This window comes from Enterocloster bolteae (assembly GCF_002234575.2).
Classification (GTDB): domain Bacteria; phylum Bacillota; class Clostridia; order Lachnospirales; family Lachnospiraceae; genus Enterocloster; species Enterocloster bolteae.
This window is the reverse complement of record NZ_CP022464.2, coordinates 3,113,452-3,131,454: the sequence shown is the minus strand read 5'-3', so window position 1 is coordinate 3,131,454 and position 18,003 is coordinate 3,113,452. Positions and strand designations below refer to the sequence as shown.

The window sequence follows — 18,003 nt, the reverse complement described above, 5'->3', positions numbered from 1 at the left end:
CCTTTTACGCCGCTGCTTCCAGGCGTTCCCATTCATAGAACAACAATTCGTATTCAACCGCCTTTGCAATGTGGTATGTGTCGGCGTGTCCTAAATGTCCCTTTCTGCTTTCGTACTTCCGGTTAAATTCTTCCGGCGGCAATTCGCCCAACTCATACGCCTTTACATCTTGCTTTAACTTTCTGATAGATGATTTTCTTACTTTCTTGTGGTCTGCATAGTGGATATATCCGCAAAAATCTATGCCATTCCCAGCGTATAGGATTGTGCTTTTAGGGTTAATATGCAAAAGCATTTCATTTTCCAAAAATTCTTCTATTCTCTTAACCCATTCTTTCAACTGCTCCAAATCATCCGATAGGATAATAAAATCATCCATGTACCGCACAAAATACGGAATATGTAAAACGTGCTTGCAAAATTTATCTAACTTATTGCCGTACACATTCGCAAATAACTGACTTGTGAGGTTTCCAACGGGTATTCCCACGCCGTCCGGCAATATGCCGTTGTGGTCTATAATATCGTCCATTAACATAAGGGCTTTCTTATCCCCTATATAGCGGCGGTTTTCATCCTTTAATTTGTCATGTGGTATAGATGCAAAATACTTTGATATGTCCCCTTTAAAGGCATACATCCTTAACCCTTGTTTAACCTCTGTTTCATACATCCATTGATACAATGTATCACTTGCGGCGTGCATCCCCTTACCGGTCCGGCAAGCGTAAGAATGGTAATAAAATCCGTTCTCAAATACGGGTTGAATAGCGTTACAAATCATGTGTTGCACCACTCTATCATAGAACGGCAACGCCATAATAAGCCGTTCTTTTGGCTCAAACACCTTAAATATCTTATATTCCCCTTGCCTATATGTTAAATTCTGTATTTCCTCGGTTGCTCTTAAAAGTTCCTCTTCCTTAACCATAGAAAAAGCCAATACCTCATCCGTGTACCGCTTGCACTTGGCCGCCTGGTGGAATGAAGTATTGGCATTTTCAAAGGTCCCCATTTTCTCATGTAGTCCCTTTACTGTTTTCATTTAATCCCTACCAATTTTCAAATATTCTATTTTACTAAAAGGTGGTTTGCTTTGTTAGTTTGTCCGGTATCACACCGGAACGGGCAAACCGTCTGACTTACTTAAAAAATGTAAATCTTTGCTAGTGGCCGCTTGGGCTTCTATGTCTATAAAATTGTAAAGTCACACACGCACCGCACACCAATGTTCGTGTTCACGTTCCACGGGTAATTGTTGCAATTGACGGCACGGCTACCGCAATGCACGCCGTTGTTCCAATTGCCGCCGCCAATGAGGGCGTGCAAGGCTCGGAAAGTTCCGTGAACTGGCCCGGTGCATATTAACAGTTTCCCCAAAATAAAATTGGCAATGCCAACATTATTTCCAATTTCCATTCTTTACGGCTTCGATTATTCCGCCAATGATACATCCTAATTCTGTCATTTTCTTACTCAATACTTCGTATCTGTGTTTGCTCATTGCCGGATATTCCAAATCGTAGGAAAGCCGTATGAGGGTTTTGATAAACTGCAACTCTACATCTGCGTTATATATATGGCTCTTTGTCCCGGTCTTTCTAAATCTGATTACTGATTTAAGCATTTCAAAAACCGCCGTTTTAATTTGGCTCTGCAATGCGAATTTCTCAAATTTCGGAAACTGTGACAATATGGGATAAAGGTATAAAAGAAAATCATAGGTCTTTTGATACGCTTTCATGCTCTCCATATACGCATCCGCTTGATTGCTTTTCTTGTTCTCTGCCATGTTTTTATCCTCGGTTTATATATTTTTCTATGGGGTGGGCTTTCGCCCACCCTGGCAGATTACAGACTGTCACACACGCACCGCACACCAATGCTCGCGGTCACGTACCACGGGTAATCGCTGCAACCGACGGCACGGCTACCGCAATGCACGCCGCTGCCCCAATGGCCGCCGCCAACGAGGGCGTGCAAGGCTGTTTGTGACGGCATATAAATTTGACCGTAGCCGGACATAACATTGTACCAATTCCAGGATGCAGCGGTTGGGTCTAAACACAACTCGTTAATCCATTCCCACACGTTCCCGGCAATGTCCATAATGTTTTTTACAGAAATTGCATTTTTGATTTTTCCAACGGCGGTTCTTGCAGTGTTGGTTGTTGCGGTCCAACCGTTTGTATTGCTGCCGTCTAATCCCTGGGGGCTTCCCTCTGCTGCAATTAACCACTCTGCAAGGTCCGGTAAACGCTTTCCGACACGGGCAGCCTTTTCATTGGCAATATACCAATTTAAACCCTCTGTACCCGTAATAGGCGTTGCATTATATACAGATTGTAAGCCGTTCGCCCCATCATCTGATGCAAGGTAAATATCAGCCCACAAACCATTCCCCAGGTATGCCATACCGGACGGGTCGCACTTCGGACGGTGTAAGGCGGTCCATACGGAGTTAGGGGCAATGTCCTCATGCACGTTACTTTCCCAACCGCTACCACGCACACTTCCACTTGTATTTACTTCTCTGCCGTATTCATCCACATTTCTAACAAAGCCATAGTGGAAACCGCCAATTTTACGGGTGTTTGTATCGTCCCATTCCACGCCGTCCGGGAATGTGGAATTTTCAGAGATTAAATAAACCTCGTTTGAACTGTCCTTGCCATTGTTGCATAAGTAAATGTAATAATCTTTGCCGTGTGCAAAGCTGCTTGCACCGTCCAGGTTGGCAGCTGAAAGCGTTGTTTCCTCGGTCTGAAAAATGGCATCCCCTACCGCAATAACTGCCCCGGCAAGCACGGTTAATTGTCCGGCTGCGGAATACTGTATAAACGCCTTTTCACTCGCTACAATGTCCGATACGGCGGCCATTTTAGCAACTGTGATTTTCGCCCTCTCGTCCGTCATATTCTCGTCATAAACAAATAATCTTCCCATTATGCTAACTCTCCTTTCATCTGCTCCACTTCCTCTTCTGTAATTCCCAGGCGGTCATAAAATGTAACTTCTGCCGGAATACCGATTGTAGCCGCATCCGCCGCAATAGCCTTTGAAAGTGTCAAAATTGTGTGCTTGGTCTGATTGTTATTTGTGGTTGTTTCGGCATCTGCTGCCGCCGTTCCCTCTACTGCTGCCGCTTCCTGGTCTGCTTCTGCTGCCTTTTCAACCTCGATATGCTCCACGGTCTTAACGGTTGCGGTCGCGTTCCCGGCTTTTACCTTGTCCCCCTCTGTAACCTCGTTTACAAACATAAGTGTAACGCCCTTTCTATCCTCGGTTTTCTCCAGGATAGGGCAAAAGATGAAATTCTGATTTTCCAACTTCTCAACTGCTGCCAACCAATCTTTTTTCTTCAATCTGCCTTTCTTTACAAGTTTGTAAGTGTTGACTAAATCCGCCTTTGTCTTAATTACTTTTGGAAATCCTACCATTGTTTAATCCTCTCTTTCTTTTTATTGTGCAATAAATGAACCAATATAATTTCCGATATAGCCCAGGTTTGAACCCTCACGCAATGTAATATTCTGCGTTGTCATAAGATTATCGTTTGTAACCTTAAAGGCTTTCGGTGTAACCATAACGCTTTCCAAATCCGCTTCCACGGTGTATTCTCCGGCTTCTGTGATATAAAAGCCCATTTGGCTTTTTGTAACTGTAACCGTCTGCATGGTCCCGGTTGTCTTGTTTGTGAGTTTTACCGTTACCGGGCTTGTAATCTGCTCCAATGTGCTAATGATGTAAACCTTAAAGGCAATGTTGTAAACCTTTTCTTTTACATCATCAATCTGTAATTGCAGTTTCCCGGCAATGTCCCCGGAAAGTTCCGTTTGCTTCTCTTTAAACCACTTATTCCATTGTGCTTCCTGGTCCGTCATAAATGCTTGTGTCATTTCGGCGTATTCTTCAATGAAATTTGCATGGTCTTGTTCCATGCTCTTTTTTTCCAGGGCGAACCATGCGTTAAATTGCTTTGTGAACTGTGAAAAATCAAAGTCCTCAAACTGTGATGCAATGAAACCGCACAATCCCGTGTCTGCCCTGGTGTCTGTAATATCACTTTGGGATATTGCCACCGCTCCAGCGGCCACATAAATTTCCGCCAAACATTTTTCCTGGATTGTGTCATTGTTCGTAAGTTCCGGCGGCTGCGGATTACTCGAATATGCCCCCTCTAAAATAAAAATGCTTGGTTTTCGCTCTGTTTCATCATTCCGCAATATTACACGGTCAATTCTTGGCAATGTACCGTTTGAACCGCTCACGGGTAATTCCAGGACGGTTGTATTATGGATTGTGTGCAAGTTAATGTATGCGTACCCGGTACGGTTTCCGCCGTCCACCTTTACCGCCATACTTTCCCCGTCTGCGGTCACTTGCAAATGTCCATACGCCACGCCCTCTTTATAGAACGGGGCTTTATCCTCGTTCATATCCTGGCCGTTGTATAATCGGTCTTTATTTACGGAATTGTAAAAAAATCCTCTTACTGCCATTTGCTTTTCCTCTCCTTTCCTAATTGTCCCAATTTATTGTTGTGGGTAGGGCATCCCCAAAAGTAGGAACAACATACATTCCGCCGTATTCGTAAACCTCGCAAAGTTCCGTAATACGTAAATTTAATACTTTGTTCCATTTCGCCTTTTCTACTGTCACAATGTCCCCTAAATCGTAATCCGTGCCATAGATAAAATTAACCTCGGCTTCCACTTCGGCTTCTATGTTCTCAATCACGGCGTTTTCCGCTCTGTACTGCTCCCCCCGGATGCGTAACGCTTCCAGGTATTCCGCATTGGTTGAAAAATCATCTTTGTTTATGTCTTTGGCATCCAAAAACTCTTCCCGTAAATCAAACCCCGTTCCGCCGCCAACCGTTACATAAATACGGTCCGCACCGTCCCCGGCCCCACCTACAACAATCTTTGTTTTGGCGGTTTCGTCTGAATAGGTATGTTTTGCACGGTTTAGGTTGTTGTAACTCTCTGAAAAGATTACACGGGGCTTTGTGCCTTGCTTCGTGGTTCTGTCTATGCCTTTGTATGTTTCAAAGGTCATTTTCTTACCCTTAAAGTCCGGCACTACCCTAAAGCCCAATTCACAATACCGGGCAATCTTGGAAAGATAGGTTAAAACATTCTTATAGGTTGCCTGGAATGTTATTTTGGTTGCATCCCCTATTCCTGGGGCTACTTCCAATAACGGTACTGCTGCCATACGGTTAATCATAAAGCGCATGGCATCTTCACACGTTCCGTTGAATGTGAACATGGGGCCGGTCAATCTGTCATTGAAATATATAGGCAGAAAATAGCCGTTTCGCACAATCTCATTTACAAGGGTGCTTTCCTCTTCCGTCTGGTCCCCACGGATAACGGCGGCTTCATCCTTTCCTTTTGGCCTTATTACATTACCCGGCTGCAAAAGCCTTATGTTGTCCTCTGTTGCCGGGGCGTGTAACTCAAACGTGCCACACTCGTAATATTTTCTATGCCATTGTAAGGATGTATGGTTTTCAATCGTCCCCAGGCGGTACAAATTGCGGTCATATACAATAATTTCCATGCTCTTACACCCCCAAATATGAAATGCGGTAATATACTGACACGGATAAATAGTTAATGCCGCTTTCTGCGTTGTATGTAATGGTGTTTGTGCCGTCCTGCAACTGTATATACTCCCCGTCCTCGTCATAATATTGGTTTATGATTGTCCCGTATATGGAAACAACCGTGTCCCAATCAATCATTCCGTAACGGTCCTTGTGTTCCTCAATTTCCGCCTGGCTCACACCGTCCAAAAGATACATATTTTTCTTTCCGGTATGTGTGAAAATAACCACATATTGACCGCTTTGTAATTCAAAATCATTTCCGGTATAACCAACCTTTGTATATTTCCCACTCTCTGAATGGTAAATGGCCGGATTTTTTACAATGCCGTCTGCTTTGAATATTGCGGTAATTCCGATATTGTCCGCTCCGTTGTCATTCTCAATTTCTTTTACCAACTCGGCTTCCCGGTGTCCAAATTCCACGCCGTTAATATCAAACCCGTTTTCAAAGTACCAATCTGATACCCAACTTGCCATTACCACTTCCACATCTGACAGGTCCTTAAAGTATGGGTCTGGACATTTAAGACTAATTGTATAATCCCTCACAACGCCCGTTATTGCTCCCGGCAATACATTTTCTACTTTGTAATTGATAGTTTTTACATCCCCGTCCTCGCTATATTCAAGCGTTCCGGTTCTGCCCTTTTGGAATACTCTGTATAATAATTCCCGGTTCTTTTTGTAATCCCCGTCAATCTCTGTTGTAATTACAATGTTTCTTTCCTCTGCCGTGCTTCCCTGGTATGTGCTGCCGTCCGTGGTAGTATTTTCTGATGTTGTAACCTTGCAACTGTAACCATAAATTCCCTCTACATCCAATAGGTGGAATGGGCTTTTATCCCAATCCCACCTAAAGGTAATAGAAACATTTTTATCATTTGTACAAGTAATTGTAATATCTGCCATAATTTACCCCCTCTGCATTGCAATAGCCATTGCACGGGTCTGTATTCTCGTTTGTCTTGCCACTTCATAAGGGGATAGGGCTTTAGGGCTTGTAATATTGATTTCCTGGTGGAAACCGCCATTATTACCCTTTAGGTTGTCTGCTGCCGTGTTTACGGCTGAACCCGTAAGCGGTGTTACAACCGCTTTTCCGTTTACCATGCTTAAAAGTTCCGGCCCGGCTTCTGCTACCATTGCCGTACCCTCTCTTAATACACCGCCCTTTGCAAGTCTCGGAAGTGAAAGCGTATCAATTTTTGAAAGTGAAACGCCCGGTATCTCATTGATAATTCCAATTACCCCGTTAATCATACCGATAAACTTATTTACAACGCCCTCTATGGTTGATAGGCAACTGTTGATTGCCGATTTAAAAGCATCACTTACCGCACTACCAATTGCCGTACCGACATTTACGAAACAACCCTTGATTTTCTCCCATAAATCAGAGAAAAAGGAAGTTACATTGGCAAATGCGTTTTTTATGTTCGTCCATGCGTTATCAAACTGTGTTTTAAACCATGTTGGAACGGATGCAAGGGCGGTTTTTATCTCCGTCCACCTTGCCCCAAACCATGAACCAATTGCAGCAAATACATTTGTTACGTTGGTGTATGCGTTTGTGAACATAGTTAAAAACCATGTGGCTACTGCTGCAAGGGCGGTTTTTATATCGTTCCACCTTGCGGCGAACCATGAACCGATTGTAGCGAATACGTTTGTTACATTCGTATAGGCATTTGTAAACATGGTAAGAAACCACGTTGCCACGGTCGCAAGGGCGGTTTTTATGTCGTTCCACCTGGCGGCGAACCATGAACCGATTGCAGAAAAAATTGTGGTTATTGCGTTCCATGCTTCCGTAAATCGGTCACTGAACCACTGACCCACGCCCTGGAATACGGCAACAATGCTATTCCAAATATTGGTAAATAATGTTTTTACATTTACGCCGAACCCCTCTAAAAATCCGATTATGAAATTTATAACCGCCTGGATGATGTTTTTTACAAACGATATTGCACTATTAAACGCACCTTGCAGATACGAAAAGAAACCGTCAAAATCTCCATGTAATAACGCTATAATGGCATTTATGATATTGGTAACAAAATCAATCACATTTTGGATTGCTGCAATTATCGGTGCTGCTGCATTGATAACCCCATTTACAATACTTGCTATGTATGTAAGAACAAATTCAAATACGGGTTTTAATGCAGCCATGAGGTTAATAAACGCTTGCTTTAGGCTCTCCAAAAGCGGTTGTATGGTTGTCCACATCTGCGAAAAGGCATCCTTTACCTTTCCTATGGTCCCGTCCACTTTCTCTTTAAATTCATCATTCGTTTTATATAAAGCAATGAACCCGGCGGCAAGTGCCGCTATAATAGCAATCACTATTCCAACCGGTCCCGTGAGTGCTGATAAAACACCACTCATTCCGCCTATTTTGCTTGTTAATCCCGTTACGGTTTTTATTACCCCGGATATTCCCGTTGACATTTTCCCAAATATGATTAAAGCCGGGCCGATAGCCGCAACAATCATTCCGATTTTTACAATCATCTGTTTTGTGTTGTCGTCCAGGTTTTTAAACCATGTTGTAAACTCTTTTACCTTGTTCACAACCTTATCAATTGTTGGCTGCAATGTGGTTAAAATGGAACTTCCCAGGTCTGCCCCGGCAAGTTTCAAATTGTTCATTGCTACGGCTGCATCATCCCACGGGTCTAATGTGGTTTCAAATGTGTCACTTACCACATCCCCATAGTCTGATAAAGCACCGCTTAAATCGTCTACGGATAAGCGCCCCTCACGGATTGCCTGGGTCATTTCCGCCGCACCTTTCTTTCCGAAAAGGTCGGATGCAATGGTTAAGGCTTCCGTTTCTGTCTTTGCGTTTTTAATGCTATCTATTGTTTCGGTCAATGCTTCGTCTGCACTCTTGCCGTCTGCCGTTGCGTTCTGAACCGCTTTTTTCATTCCGGCAAGTGCGGTTGAAACATCAACGCCGCTTGCTTCCATTTGTGCAAGCAAATTAACGGATGATGTTAAATCAAGCCCCATTTCTTTAAGGCTTGCACCGTTGGTTGTAAGTGCGGTTTCCAATGTTTCCATTGAAATACCCGTGTCCTGGCCCGCTTTTGTCATAAGCCCCAACACATTTTTTGTCTGTGAAGCATCAACGCCGAATTTTGTCATAATACTGTCCACGCTATCAATAGCCGTGTTTAAATCCGTTCCGTTGATGTTTGCAAATTTAATAAATTCTTTTGAAAGATTTTCTAACTCTGTCCCGGTTGCCCCGAACCTTGTATTTACTTCTCCAACCGCTACGCCCACATCATCCATTGTAGTTGGCATATCTGAAAATACATTGTCCGCTACTGTCGTAAGGCTTTCCAGGGCTTCCCCGGTTGCTCCCGTCTTGGTAATAATGGTGTCATAGCCGTTATCTAATTCCATAGATGCAGCAACCCCGGCTGCTCCTAATGCGGTTATTCCGGCCGTTACGGGCATCATCTTTTCCCCGGCTTTGGTTGCCTTATCCCCTACCGTTCCAAAAGCATCCCCCACCTTTGCAAGCGTTGAATTACTCGCCTTTGCTTGCTCTTCCAGGTTTTTAAGTTCTGCTTCCGTTGCGATTACTTCACGTTTGATTGCCCGGTACTGCTCCTCGGATGCTTCGCCGTTTTTAAACTGCTGCTCCACCTGGGCTTCTGCCGTTTTTAATACATCTAATTTATCTTTGGTTTCGCCTACTGCCTTTGTAAGCAACTGTTGTTTCTGTGCTAAAAGTTCGGTATTCTTGGGGTCTAATTTCAAGCCCTTTTCAACCTCTTTTAACTCATTCTTGGTACTTTTGAGGTCCCCGTTTACACCCTTTAAGGCATTTTGCAACTTGGTTGTATCTCCGCCAATCTCAATAGTAATACCCTTAATGTTGTTAGCCACTTGATTTTCCCCCTTTCTTTCCAAATCTTTCTCTTAATCCCTCACGGTCCGGTTTTGTCTGCTCCATACGGAAGCAATCTTTTAAATATTTCCGTCCCTCTTCGGTCTGTGAATTTTCAAAAATCATTGCTTCCCGTAAGAAGAAAAGGTAAATATCTATTTCCATTTCCTGGACTTCGTAAATATTGATATGGCAATAGTCCATAACCAATTTTTCCGGGCGTGTAAGGATTGTATACGGGATTTCGCCCTTTTTATCCTGGCGTGGATAATAGGGCATTTTTAGTTTGGGTTTGCTTTTAATTCATCCACAAACTCCATGTATGCGTTAAGGATTGCCGTACACTCTTCAATGTCGTAACTCTCTACCTCTTCGGCTGAAACTTTCACATTTCCCATATTGTTGTTTAATACTGCTGCCACAAGGTTATAAATGGTTGATGTATCGGCATCCTCGCCCGTTCCGTTGGCTTCCACATCCTTTATTGCTTCAAAAACGCCCTTTTGCGGCATACGGACAATAATTTTTTTGCCCTTTTCAACCACATTTCCGTTTTCATCCTTTTTATCTTTCAGAGTAAACGGCCAAAAGGTACGTTTAATTTTGTTCATGTTAAATTCTTTTACTGCCATGTTGTGTTCCTCTCTTTCATGCAATAAGGCGGCTCGATTTTTCAACCGGCCGCCCGTTCTTATCGTTGGCCCGTGTTTTGGCTACTCTGTTTTGTCAATATCCTCTGTGTAAAGGATTAAAGTACCCTCTTTGTCCATAGGCTGTGCTTTAAATTCTGCATCAATAACGGTTTCGCTATCCTTTGCAAAGGCAATCGTAAAACCGGCCTGGTTATTACCAACAATCGTTACACGGATATTTCCGTCCTTGGTATCTTTATGGACAAATCGCAAAAGGTATTTCTTACCCGTTGCGTTTCCGATACCGCCAATTTTGACCGTTCTAATTCCCTTTGCCTTATCTTCTGTCACTCTTGCGGTCTGACATAACTTTTCAAGCGTTGTTCCGCACCATGTCATAATTCCGCTTTTAAGGGTGGCTTCCTCTTCCGTAATAATTACTTTGGAAACTTTACCCATATCGTCTTTTGCTTCGTAAAACTCCGGTGCATACTCAATTTCCGCACCGCCCTTAATATGCCCCAGGCGGTTATCTTCTGTTTCAATCGCCGCATCATCCGGGATTGCTTCGTTTGTTCCCTGGAAGTCTGTACAATACAAATCTCCGCTACCTAAAACAATGCTTTCTTTGTCCATTCTTATTTCCTCGCTTTCCTCAATAATCCCGTGACTTCGTAGGCCGTTTGAAAACATTCCTCACTATCCACATAAGCCACAAATTTAACATAGTCCACATCATGTAAAACCTCGTTTTCAATCCGTGTTCTGATTTCTTCCGCCGCTTCATCATCTGCAACGGTGTAAAGTTCCAATTGCCAATCATCCGCCATTAGATTATTTGGTCTACTATCCGCCCCGGCGGTTGCTTCCCGTGGCAAAAGGTAAACCATGTAAGGTAATGGCGGCACGGGGTTTTCTAAAGTCCCCTCAAAGGCGTTTTTTGTTATGGGTAGTCCCAGACTTTCCGCCCTCTCTGTTAATACTGCTGCCGTTGCCATTTTTACCCCCTTAATTTGCTTTCAATCTTTCCGGTTACCATTTCGCCCAATTGTTCATTGACCGGGGCAATGTGGCTAAATGCCTTTACACGGCCCCCTTTTCTGCTTTGGTGTCCGTTTTCCAAAAGGTGGGTTAATTGGTAATGCTTCTTGTTATAAACGCTATATCCATTTAACCCGGTAACTACACTTGTCCGGCTTCCTCGCTTGTCAACCGCCCAATCTTTTGTGTATGCTCCGGTTCTTTCCTGGTACGGTCCGCCTTTTTTTAACATTTCTGCGGCTTCTTTTGCCGTTTCCTGGAAACTGTCATTTGCTGCGTTTATCACTTCCGCATTGAAATTTTCCAATTCTTTTTTTATTTCTTCGTCCAGGCTATCAAGTGAAACTTTCAACCTTTCCCCACCCTTTCCGCAATATACAACTCTGTTTTTCCGTTGCTCTTCGGTCCGTAGGTTCTATATACTGCATAACGCTTTCCGTCTATGGAAACTTCCGTTTGCCCGTCATATTCAAAGTCCCAAACTTCCAATTGTGATGTTGCTTTATAACCCAATTGCCCGGCGGCTGCGAACTCGTCACGCCCCACCGGGTTAATTGATGCTATTACTTCCGTTTCCTGGTATTCTGTTTGGTTCTTTTTAATCAATAGTTTTATTGACTTCTCTATGATACCCACCGCCTTTTATCTTGGTACACATTGCATTATAGGATGCAAGTAACTGTGTCTGATTATCCGGGCTTCCAAAATTAGCGTGACAATATAACAAAACGGCTTCAATGATTAAGGGGTCTTTTATGTCTGCTTCATCCAAATAGGAACTATGCACACCGATACGTTTTAAGTCTGCAAGGGCAACTTCTACAAGCTGCCCCACATCTTCATCCAACATATCACTTGATGTTTTTCTAATTCTCAATTTGGCTTTCGCAATCAATTGTTCCTTTGTCATGCTTTAGCCGCCTTTCTCTTACGCTGCCGGGTTCTTTACACGGATAAATCCGTTTCTTGCAACGACATTTCCGCCCATGAATACGCAACCCTTGTAGCAAATCTGGCCGGACTTAAACTTGTAATCCGTAGATTTTGCCGTTTCAATATCAGAGAATACGGCAACCTCGTAATTTGATAACGGACCGTAAGCCATACAATAAGCATCTTTTGTTCCGCCAATTTCTGCACAAGCGGAGTTGATGATATAAGGCACTTCGTCAATTGTTCCGGTATTGCCATGGTTTACGATTGTATAAACCTTTCTGCCCTGTTTATCTCTTAACTTGGCAAACTTCTTTAAGTCTTTCTTACTAAGGATTAACACGGCTACATCCTCTACCTCTTCATCCCCACCGTAGGAATAAATAATCTCGTCCAGGGTATCATCTGCAACGGCGGTAATGGTTGTAATGTCCGTGTTGCGGTCAATAATATCATCACTTTCGCTTGCCGGATTATAGAAAATTCCCTTGAATTTTCCGCTTGTGCCGTCCCCTACCAAAATCTGACGAGATGCGTAACGGCGGATTGCTCTTGTAATGCTATCTTCAATAACGCCGTCATAATCTGCATCCGTTAATTTCTGCATTTCTTCCGGCTCTTCGGCGTATGCTGTGATTTTCTCTCTTGCAATCTCTGCGTAACCAAATTCCGGTTCAGATGTGTTGTAATCTGCTCCCTCTGCGGTGCTTCCGGCCCCGTCCCCGTATGACTTCACATAAGGACGGCTATATGTTTCGCCGCCTACAAGCGGAATAGTTGTAACACGGTCAATAAGGGATGATACGTTGTTAAATGTCGGTGTAATGTCCGGGCTTGTATGGTGTGGCATAACAACGCCCGTTGTGGTGGAAAGTGCCGCCATAGGTTTAGCAATCTTCTTTGCGTTGTATGTGGTCTTTGCTCCGGCTTTTAATGCCTTACCGCTCTTTGCTCTTGCCTGGTCTTTGACCTCTGCACCCTCTCCGGCGTTTCCGTCCGGTCCTTCGCCCTCTCCGGCTGCTGCCTGGGCTGCCTTTGCAAGTTCCTCACGGGCTTTAATCTCGTCCAGGATTTCCCCAATGGTCCTTGCTTCGTCCATGAGGGAGGTTAATTCCTCGCCGCTCTTGTCCTGGGCTTCTTTACCCACGGTAACAAGGCGTGCTTTTAACTCTTTCTTGCTCATTTTCATTAACTGTTCTCTGTTCATGCTACTTTCCTCTCTTTCTTACTCCATGTGTTGAATTGTTAATGCTGCAATTTTGCTTCTGATTTCTTTTTCTTTGGCTACTGCCTGGTCCTTGGTATCGTCCGGCGGATTTCCCCCGGCTAATGCTTCCGGCGTGTTCTTGCAATATAATTTCGTGTAGTCCTGGACTGCTGCAACGGCGGTATTTTCTTCTCCCACCGACACGTTAAAGTATTTTGCGGCTTCCTCGCCGCTCAACCATGTTTCCGCTTCCATTAACTCTTTTATCTGCTCGATTGTTACGCCCTCTGCTAAATGTTCCTCGTAGATGCTCCAAATTCCGGCTTCTATGGCTTCCAATGTGTCCGCCATTTTGCGTAATTCGTTAGCGTTGCCCTCGCAATCGCACCACGGCTTATGTATCATCAAATAGGCGTTCTTTGGAATTGTTGGTTTGTCACTATCCACAAACGGAAAAAGTGATGCTATCGAACCGGCCAGGGCATCCACAAAACAATGTTTCTTTCCCTGGTAGCGTTTAAGCATATTGTAAATAGCAATTCCGGCAAATACCGAACCGCCGCCGCTATTGATGTAAATGTTTAAATCTCTGCCGTTTGCTTCTGCAAGGAAATTTTTGATTGCATCCGGGTATTGGTCCTCGTCTTGCCATGCTCCCCACCAATCCGAAACAATATCCCCGTAAAAATAAAGGTCCGCCGTTGTATCTGTGATGTTTTTAATCTCACAAAACGGCTTTACGGTTGCGGTCTTGGCATTTTTGCACGCAATAAACTGTTTTATCTGTGGCATTTCCATTAACCCCCTTTCATAATCTGCATATAGGCACGGGCGGCCGCTTGCATTGCCCGTTTTTCTCTGTCATTTGCTCCGGTATCATCCGGCGGCTCGTTCTGCTGCCCTACCTGGTACAATGATTGGTCCCCAACCTTGACATAGTTTAGAGATACCAACCTTTGGTCCCCGTCCTCTACCGGGCCGTAATACATAAGTTCTCTGTATTCGTTAATTGTCAACGCTCCACGGTCAAACATTCCGCCGCCTATGGTTTCCCTTGTCTGCAATGTGGCATACTGTAAAAGGTTTGCCACAAAATCAATGCGGTTTCCGTAACCAATTTCACGGGGCGTTAAGAGTTTAAATGTAAACTCATAGGACAATTGCACGCTGATAGGTTCAATTACATTCTCGTAAAATGAAATAAACTCGGTATCGTTTAGCGTGGAAGTCAATATTTTGTCATTCACGCCGTAATAACGATATATGTTATCCCGTAAGAATGTAATTTGGTTTGTCGGTATGCTCGGCGTTCTCTGTGAGATTTCTTTAAACTCCACCGTGTTATCAATTGCGGCAATTCCCCCGGCGTTGTCCTTGTTCATATAGGCATCCTGGAAATTCCGGGCTATTTCTTTCAATTCTTCATCATCTGCGATATTGTTATATTTCAAATACCCGGCTAAAGAATTTGAACGGTTTACAATGTTCTTTATGGTTTCCCCGGATGTTTCTATGAGGTCCAGGCTTCTTTTTAACTCCATATCCGGCGTTGTTCCCAGGAAACGGCGTTTATTATATCTCGCCTTAACATGGATTACATTTTGGTATGGCACGGTGTACGTTTTTCCGTCATAATCCCAACGGAAGCGGAAAAGGATGTTATTTTTATCATCCTCAAAAATCCTATATGATGTTGTGGTAATCGGTTGGATGCTCTCAACCCTGGTAAAATCCTTGTTCCAAAAAATCACGGAAAAGGAATTGGATGTATAAACCAAATCAACGGCAATACGGTATAAAAAATCATAGGTTGACATTTCCGGGCATGGGCGTAAAGATAAAAGCCTTGCAATGTAATCATTTTTAATTACCATGCCTTTTTCATCCTTACGGATTACCTGGGGTTTCAACTTGCCAACATTCTTTCCGATTGCATCCGCAATTGCTCCCACAATGTCATTATCCCGTAATGTTCCCGTTGGCTCATACTCTCCACGGCTCAATAGTAGGGGTCTGTACTTTGCCCGGAATGAATTTAATACATTTGCGATAATTCCCGTTTTCTTCTCCCCCTTTCTTCAAAAATAGGGCCAGTTTTCCCACACCAACATTCTATAATGTTTCGTGTTGAAATTCTGACCCACTTTAATACTGCTGCCGCAATGCATTTTCCCTTGCATCTATGCGGTTTCTTTGCTTATATTCAATAATTTCTTGCCTATCTCATTGTGGTACTTGGAAACCATTGTGAGGGCATCAAACACACTCATAGCCCCGTCTATCCTCATACGCTTTTCAATTTTTACGGGTTTCATTCTGCTATCGTTTAGGTTAATATCCACCGCCACGTTAAGGAAATGTGCCGCCAACATGGAATTGTCCCCAAAATCAAAAAGCCCGTCTTTTAAATTCCCCTCAAACTCATGTAATACGGGTGTGAGGTTCGTTCCCTGGTATACATCATCCGTGTGAAACCCGGCGGTTTTCAAATCTTCCACAAGGTAATTTGCCGAATACCTATCATAGCCGATTTTTAGCGGTTTGATTTTATACACTTTCACAAGTTCGATAAACCAATTGTAAACATCCTTATAGTCCACCTGGTTTTCCCCGGATATGAACAAAAAACCCCGGTCCCTATATATGTTGTACGGCGTGTTGTCCTCGTTAATTGCCACTTCATACCGCTTTTGTGGCATATAAAACCGTGTGAATATATGGTTTATTCCGTCCCGGTTTATTACAATGCTTGCTGCGGTTAAATCCGTGGTTCTTGATAGGTCGATACCGCCCACACAATAGCATCCTTTAAAATCTTCCAGGGATAATGGCTTTTCTTCGTGTACGCATTTCATAACATCCCAATAATCCAACCATGCCACGGCTGAATTTTGTTTGATGTTACAAAACTTTGTCATAAACTCAACCTTTTTCGAGATTGAATTTCTTGCAATCTCTATTTGCTCCAAATAGTATTCCACCGATACGGACACGCCCAAATTTGGGTTGCTCTTCTTTAATTCCTCTATGCTATCCCATTTCTCTATATCGTCTATCATGTAAATAAAAGGCAAAAGCCGTTTTTCTCTGCTATTGCCCTTTAGAAATGCCGTTGCCCTTTTAAATAATTCATCAAAAATTCCGTCATTCACATATCCGGCGGTTGCAATGGATATTATTAACGGCTGCTTTCTCGCTCCCAGGGCGGAAGTCATAACCTCGTATTGCTTCAATCCCTGGTCTCCCGGCCACGCTTCCATTTCGTCATTGACTACCAATTGAGGGTTGAAACCGTCCGATTTCTTAGAGTTGAAAGCAATCTTTTTTACGCTTGTATTGAAAGCCTTTATGTAAATATCACTCCGGCGTTTTTTTGTGATACTGTCTAATTCATCATCTGATTGCACAATCTGATAAAAGGCATCATACACCAAATCCGCCTGGTCTAACTTCGGTGCAAGGAAATAAACCTTTGCCCCATATTCCCCGTCTACGTATGTCATGTATGCGGCTATTGCTGCGGCAAAAAGTGTTTTACCGTTCTTACGGGCAACAATTATAAAAACCTCTCTAAACTGCCTATACCCGGTTGTTTTGTCCATAATGCCAAATATGGCGGACACAATAGCCTTTTGCCACAATTCCAGGTGTAAAAGGTCACTCCGTCCCTCTGAATGGTGGCAAAAATTTTCTATGAATTTTATAGCCTTGTTCGCTTTTTTCTCGTTAAATTCCCACTCGCCATTTAATAGCCCGGTTGTCAAAATTTCAAAACACAACCGCACCCATACACCCACAATTACTTCTTTTTTTTGGATTGCTTCATGGTATTTAAAAATCCAATTATCCATTAACTATTCATCCCGTAACGCCGCCAAACGGTCCACTTTTTCTTTTTCTTTTGGCGGTAAATACTCAATGAGTGAGTGGATAATTGCGGTATATTGGCGTGAATATTTCTCGTAAATTTGGGTTGAGGGGTGGGCTTTTACAAATTTCTGTGATGCATTCACGGTTTCCGTTGTAAGGCCCTCTTTTTTCAATTCTTCTTTCGCCTGGAAACAAGCCACTTTTAAAAACGCCGCTTCCTCAATCAGTGAATTTATAAGGGTTTTCTTGTTTTCATCATCAACCCCAACGAACATTTTTTCTAAAAACTCTATCTCTTTTTTAATCCTCGCATTTGTTAATTTGTTCGGTCTTTTTTTCTTATTTTCTGTTAAATCATTCTTGCTTTCTGCCATAAATATACCCCCCCTCATATGCGTGCGACCTTGCGGAGTTTTTTTGAGGTAACTCCCTCGGTTCTTTTACCCGGTGTCAAATTCTGCACACCGGGGGTGTGGTCTGATTTATTATTTTCTTTCGGCGGTAATAAATTTCCGTTTGCATCATACTGATAACGCATTGGTGTATGTACTGCCTTGTGTTCTTTGTTGTGGCAATCCTCACAAACATATTCCAGGTTGTCCAGGTTCAATGTGATGTTTGGATTGCTGATATTGCCCGGCGTAATATATTCTTTGTGATGTACAATGTAACCTGGCTTATATATTCCTCTCGCCTTGCACCGTTCGCACAATCCGTTGCTCCTGGTTATTACTTGCTGCCTTGCTCTCTTCCATGCGGCGGACTTATAAAAGCCCTTTGCATATTCTTTCACGGT

Annotated in this window: 21 protein-coding genes; all 21 read right to left on the bottom strand. The window is 43.3% G+C overall.

All coding sequences use genetic code 11. From position 1 onward, the window contains the following. Positions 1-4: 4 nt before the first annotated feature. Positions 5-1,045: an RNA-directed DNA polymerase gene (locus tag CGC65_RS14655; protein WP_007037228.1), complete on the bottom strand. Its 1,041-nt coding sequence runs from the start codon at positions 1,043-1,045 to the stop codon at positions 5-7. A 357-nt stretch (positions 1,046-1,402) separates the two neighbouring features. Continuing rightward, a complete protein-coding gene (gene avd / locus CGC65_RS14650) occupies positions 1,403-1,792 on the bottom strand; it encodes a diversity-generating retroelement protein Avd (RefSeq protein ID WP_007037229.1) in 390 nt (129 codons plus the stop codon). Between the two features lie 59 nt (positions 1,793-1,851). Beyond that, positions 1,852-2,946, bottom strand: a complete 1,095-nt coding sequence (locus tag CGC65_RS14645) for a phage major tropism determinant (RefSeq protein WP_007037230.1) — start codon at positions 2,944-2,946, stop codon at positions 1,852-1,854. Continuing rightward, positions 2,946-3,440, bottom strand: a complete 495-nt coding sequence (locus CGC65_RS14640; protein ID WP_007037231.1) for a hypothetical protein — start codon at positions 3,438-3,440, stop codon at positions 2,946-2,948. The genes CGC65_RS14645 and CGC65_RS14640 overlap by 1 nt, the downstream gene beginning before the upstream one ends. A gap of 21 nt (positions 3,441-3,461) precedes the next feature. Further along, positions 3,462-4,502, bottom strand: coding sequence for a hypothetical protein (locus CGC65_RS14635; protein WP_007037232.1), 1,041 nt, complete (start codon positions 4,500-4,502; stop codon positions 3,462-3,464). A gap of 19 nt (positions 4,503-4,521) precedes the next feature. Next, positions 4,522-5,568: a siphovirus ReqiPepy6 Gp37-like family protein gene (locus tag CGC65_RS14630; protein ID WP_007037233.1), complete on the bottom strand. Its 1,047-nt coding sequence runs from the start codon at positions 5,566-5,568 to the stop codon at positions 4,522-4,524. Between the two features lie 4 nt (positions 5,569-5,572). Next, positions 5,573-6,526 carry a phage tail family protein gene (locus tag CGC65_RS14625; protein WP_007037234.1) on the bottom strand — a complete coding sequence of 318 codons (954 nt, stop codon included), beginning with the start codon at positions 6,524-6,526 and terminating at the stop codon, positions 5,573-5,575. 3 nt (positions 6,527-6,529) lie between these two features. Next, positions 6,530-9,523: a phage tail tape measure protein gene (locus CGC65_RS14620; protein WP_007037235.1), complete on the bottom strand. Its 2,994-nt coding sequence runs from the start codon at positions 9,521-9,523 to the stop codon at positions 6,530-6,532. After that, on the bottom strand, positions 9,516-9,689 hold the full coding sequence (locus CGC65_RS31845) for a hypothetical protein (protein WP_235622229.1): 174 nt from the start codon (positions 9,687-9,689) through the stop codon (positions 9,516-9,518). The genes CGC65_RS14620 and CGC65_RS31845 overlap by 8 nt, the downstream gene beginning before the upstream one ends. Positions 9,690-9,805: 116 nt before the next feature. Then, positions 9,806-10,156 (bottom strand): hypothetical protein, encoded by a 351-nt coding sequence (locus tag CGC65_RS14610; protein WP_007037237.1) that lies wholly within the window; start codon positions 10,154-10,156, stop codon positions 9,806-9,808. A gap of 81 nt (positions 10,157-10,237) precedes the next feature. Then, positions 10,238-10,792, bottom strand: coding sequence for a hypothetical protein (locus CGC65_RS14605; protein ID WP_007037238.1), 555 nt, complete (start codon positions 10,790-10,792; stop codon positions 10,238-10,240). A gap of 2 nt (positions 10,793-10,794) precedes the next feature. Beyond that, positions 10,795-11,154 carry a hypothetical protein gene (locus tag CGC65_RS14600; RefSeq protein ID WP_007037239.1) on the bottom strand — a complete coding sequence of 120 codons (360 nt, stop codon included), beginning with the start codon at positions 11,152-11,154 and terminating at the stop codon, positions 10,795-10,797. 2 nt (positions 11,155-11,156) lie between these two features. Further along, positions 11,157-11,549, bottom strand: coding sequence for an HK97 gp10 family phage protein (locus CGC65_RS14595; RefSeq protein WP_007037240.1), 393 nt, complete (start codon positions 11,547-11,549; stop codon positions 11,157-11,159). Beyond that, the gene (locus CGC65_RS14590) at positions 11,546-11,803 is read right to left on the bottom strand and encodes a hypothetical protein (protein ID WP_007037241.1); all 258 of its coding nucleotides are present in this window, start codon (positions 11,801-11,803) and stop codon (positions 11,546-11,548) included. The genes CGC65_RS14595 and CGC65_RS14590 overlap by 4 nt, the downstream gene beginning before the upstream one ends. After that, on the bottom strand, positions 11,796-12,107 hold the full coding sequence (locus CGC65_RS14585; protein WP_007037242.1) for a hypothetical protein: 312 nt from the start codon (positions 12,105-12,107) through the stop codon (positions 11,796-11,798). The genes CGC65_RS14590 and CGC65_RS14585 overlap by 8 nt, the downstream gene beginning before the upstream one ends. 18 nt (positions 12,108-12,125) lie before the next feature. Continuing rightward, positions 12,126-13,337 (bottom strand): phage major capsid protein, encoded by a 1,212-nt coding sequence (locus CGC65_RS14580; RefSeq protein WP_007037243.1) that lies wholly within the window; start codon positions 13,335-13,337, stop codon positions 12,126-12,128. A gap of 18 nt (positions 13,338-13,355) precedes the next feature. Continuing rightward, complete coding sequence (locus CGC65_RS14575; protein WP_235622230.1) at positions 13,356-14,129, bottom strand: head maturation protease, ClpP-related; 774 nt, start codon at positions 14,127-14,129, stop codon at positions 13,356-13,358. A gap of 5 nt (positions 14,130-14,134) precedes the next feature. Continuing rightward, positions 14,135-15,289 (bottom strand): phage portal protein, encoded by a 1,155-nt coding sequence (locus tag CGC65_RS14570; RefSeq protein ID WP_007037245.1) that lies wholly within the window; start codon positions 15,287-15,289, stop codon positions 14,135-14,137. Between the two features lie 228 nt (positions 15,290-15,517). After that, positions 15,518-17,188 (bottom strand): terminase large subunit, encoded by a 1,671-nt coding sequence (locus tag CGC65_RS14565; protein ID WP_007037246.1) that lies wholly within the window; start codon positions 17,186-17,188, stop codon positions 15,518-15,520. 3 nt (positions 17,189-17,191) lie between these two features. Next, positions 17,192-17,581, bottom strand: coding sequence for a hypothetical protein (locus CGC65_RS14560; protein WP_008722332.1), 390 nt, complete (start codon positions 17,579-17,581; stop codon positions 17,192-17,194). A 14-nt stretch (positions 17,582-17,595) separates the two neighbouring features. Continuing rightward, positions 17,596-18,000, bottom strand: coding sequence for an HNH endonuclease (locus CGC65_RS14555; protein WP_007037248.1), 405 nt, complete (start codon positions 17,998-18,000; stop codon positions 17,596-17,598). Positions 18,001-18,003: the final 3 nt, after the last annotated feature.

What these genes read in the sequence shown, in the direction of transcription:
- CGC65_RS14655 (WP_007037228.1), bottom strand. Translation starts at nt 1,045, where the DNA reads ATGAAAACAGTAAAGGGACTACATGAGAAAATGGGGACCTTTGAAAAT.
- avd (WP_007037229.1), bottom strand. Translation starts at nt 1,792, where the DNA reads ATGGCAGAGAACAAGAAAAGCAATCAAGCGGATGCGTATATGGAGAGC.
- CGC65_RS14645 (WP_007037230.1), bottom strand. Translation starts at nt 2,946, where the DNA reads ATGGGAAGATTATTTGTTTATGACGAGAATATGACGGACGAGAGGGCG.
- CGC65_RS14640 (WP_007037231.1), bottom strand. Translation starts at nt 3,440, where the DNA reads ATGGTAGGATTTCCAAAAGTAATTAAGACAAAGGCGGATTTAGTCAAC.
- CGC65_RS14635 (WP_007037232.1), bottom strand. Translation starts at nt 4,502, where the DNA reads ATGGCAGTAAGAGGATTTTTTTACAATTCCGTAAATAAAGACCGATTA.
- CGC65_RS14630 (WP_007037233.1), bottom strand. Translation starts at nt 5,568, where the DNA reads ATGGAAATTATTGTATATGACCGCAATTTGTACCGCCTGGGGACGATT.
- CGC65_RS14625 (WP_007037234.1), bottom strand. Translation starts at nt 6,526, where the DNA reads ATGGCAGATATTACAATTACTTGTACAAATGATAAAAATGTTTCTATT.
- CGC65_RS31845 (WP_235622229.1), bottom strand. Translation starts at nt 9,689, where the DNA reads ATGGAAATAGATATTTACCTTTTCTTCTTACGGGAAGCAATGATTTTT.
- CGC65_RS14610 (WP_007037237.1), bottom strand. Translation starts at nt 10,156, where the DNA reads ATGGCAGTAAAAGAATTTAACATGAACAAAATTAAACGTACCTTTTGG.
- CGC65_RS14605 (WP_007037238.1), bottom strand. Translation starts at nt 10,792, where the DNA reads ATGGACAAAGAAAGCATTGTTTTAGGTAGCGGAGATTTGTATTGTACA.
- CGC65_RS14600 (WP_007037239.1), bottom strand. Translation starts at nt 11,154, where the DNA reads ATGGCAACGGCAGCAGTATTAACAGAGAGGGCGGAAAGTCTGGGACTA.
- CGC65_RS14585 (WP_007037242.1), bottom strand. Translation starts at nt 12,107, where the DNA reads ATGACAAAGGAACAATTGATTGCGAAAGCCAAATTGAGAATTAGAAAA.
- CGC65_RS14580 (WP_007037243.1), bottom strand. Translation starts at nt 13,337, where the DNA reads ATGAACAGAGAACAGTTAATGAAAATGAGCAAGAAAGAGTTAAAAGCA.
- CGC65_RS14575 (WP_235622230.1), bottom strand. Translation starts at nt 14,129, where the DNA reads ATGCCACAGATAAAACAGTTTATTGCGTGCAAAAATGCCAAGACCGCA.
- CGC65_RS14565 (WP_007037246.1), bottom strand. Translation starts at nt 17,188, where the DNA reads ATGGATAATTGGATTTTTAAATACCATGAAGCAATCCAAAAAAAAGAA.
- CGC65_RS14560 (WP_008722332.1), bottom strand. Translation starts at nt 17,581, where the DNA reads ATGGCAGAAAGCAAGAATGATTTAACAGAAAATAAGAAAAAAAGACCG.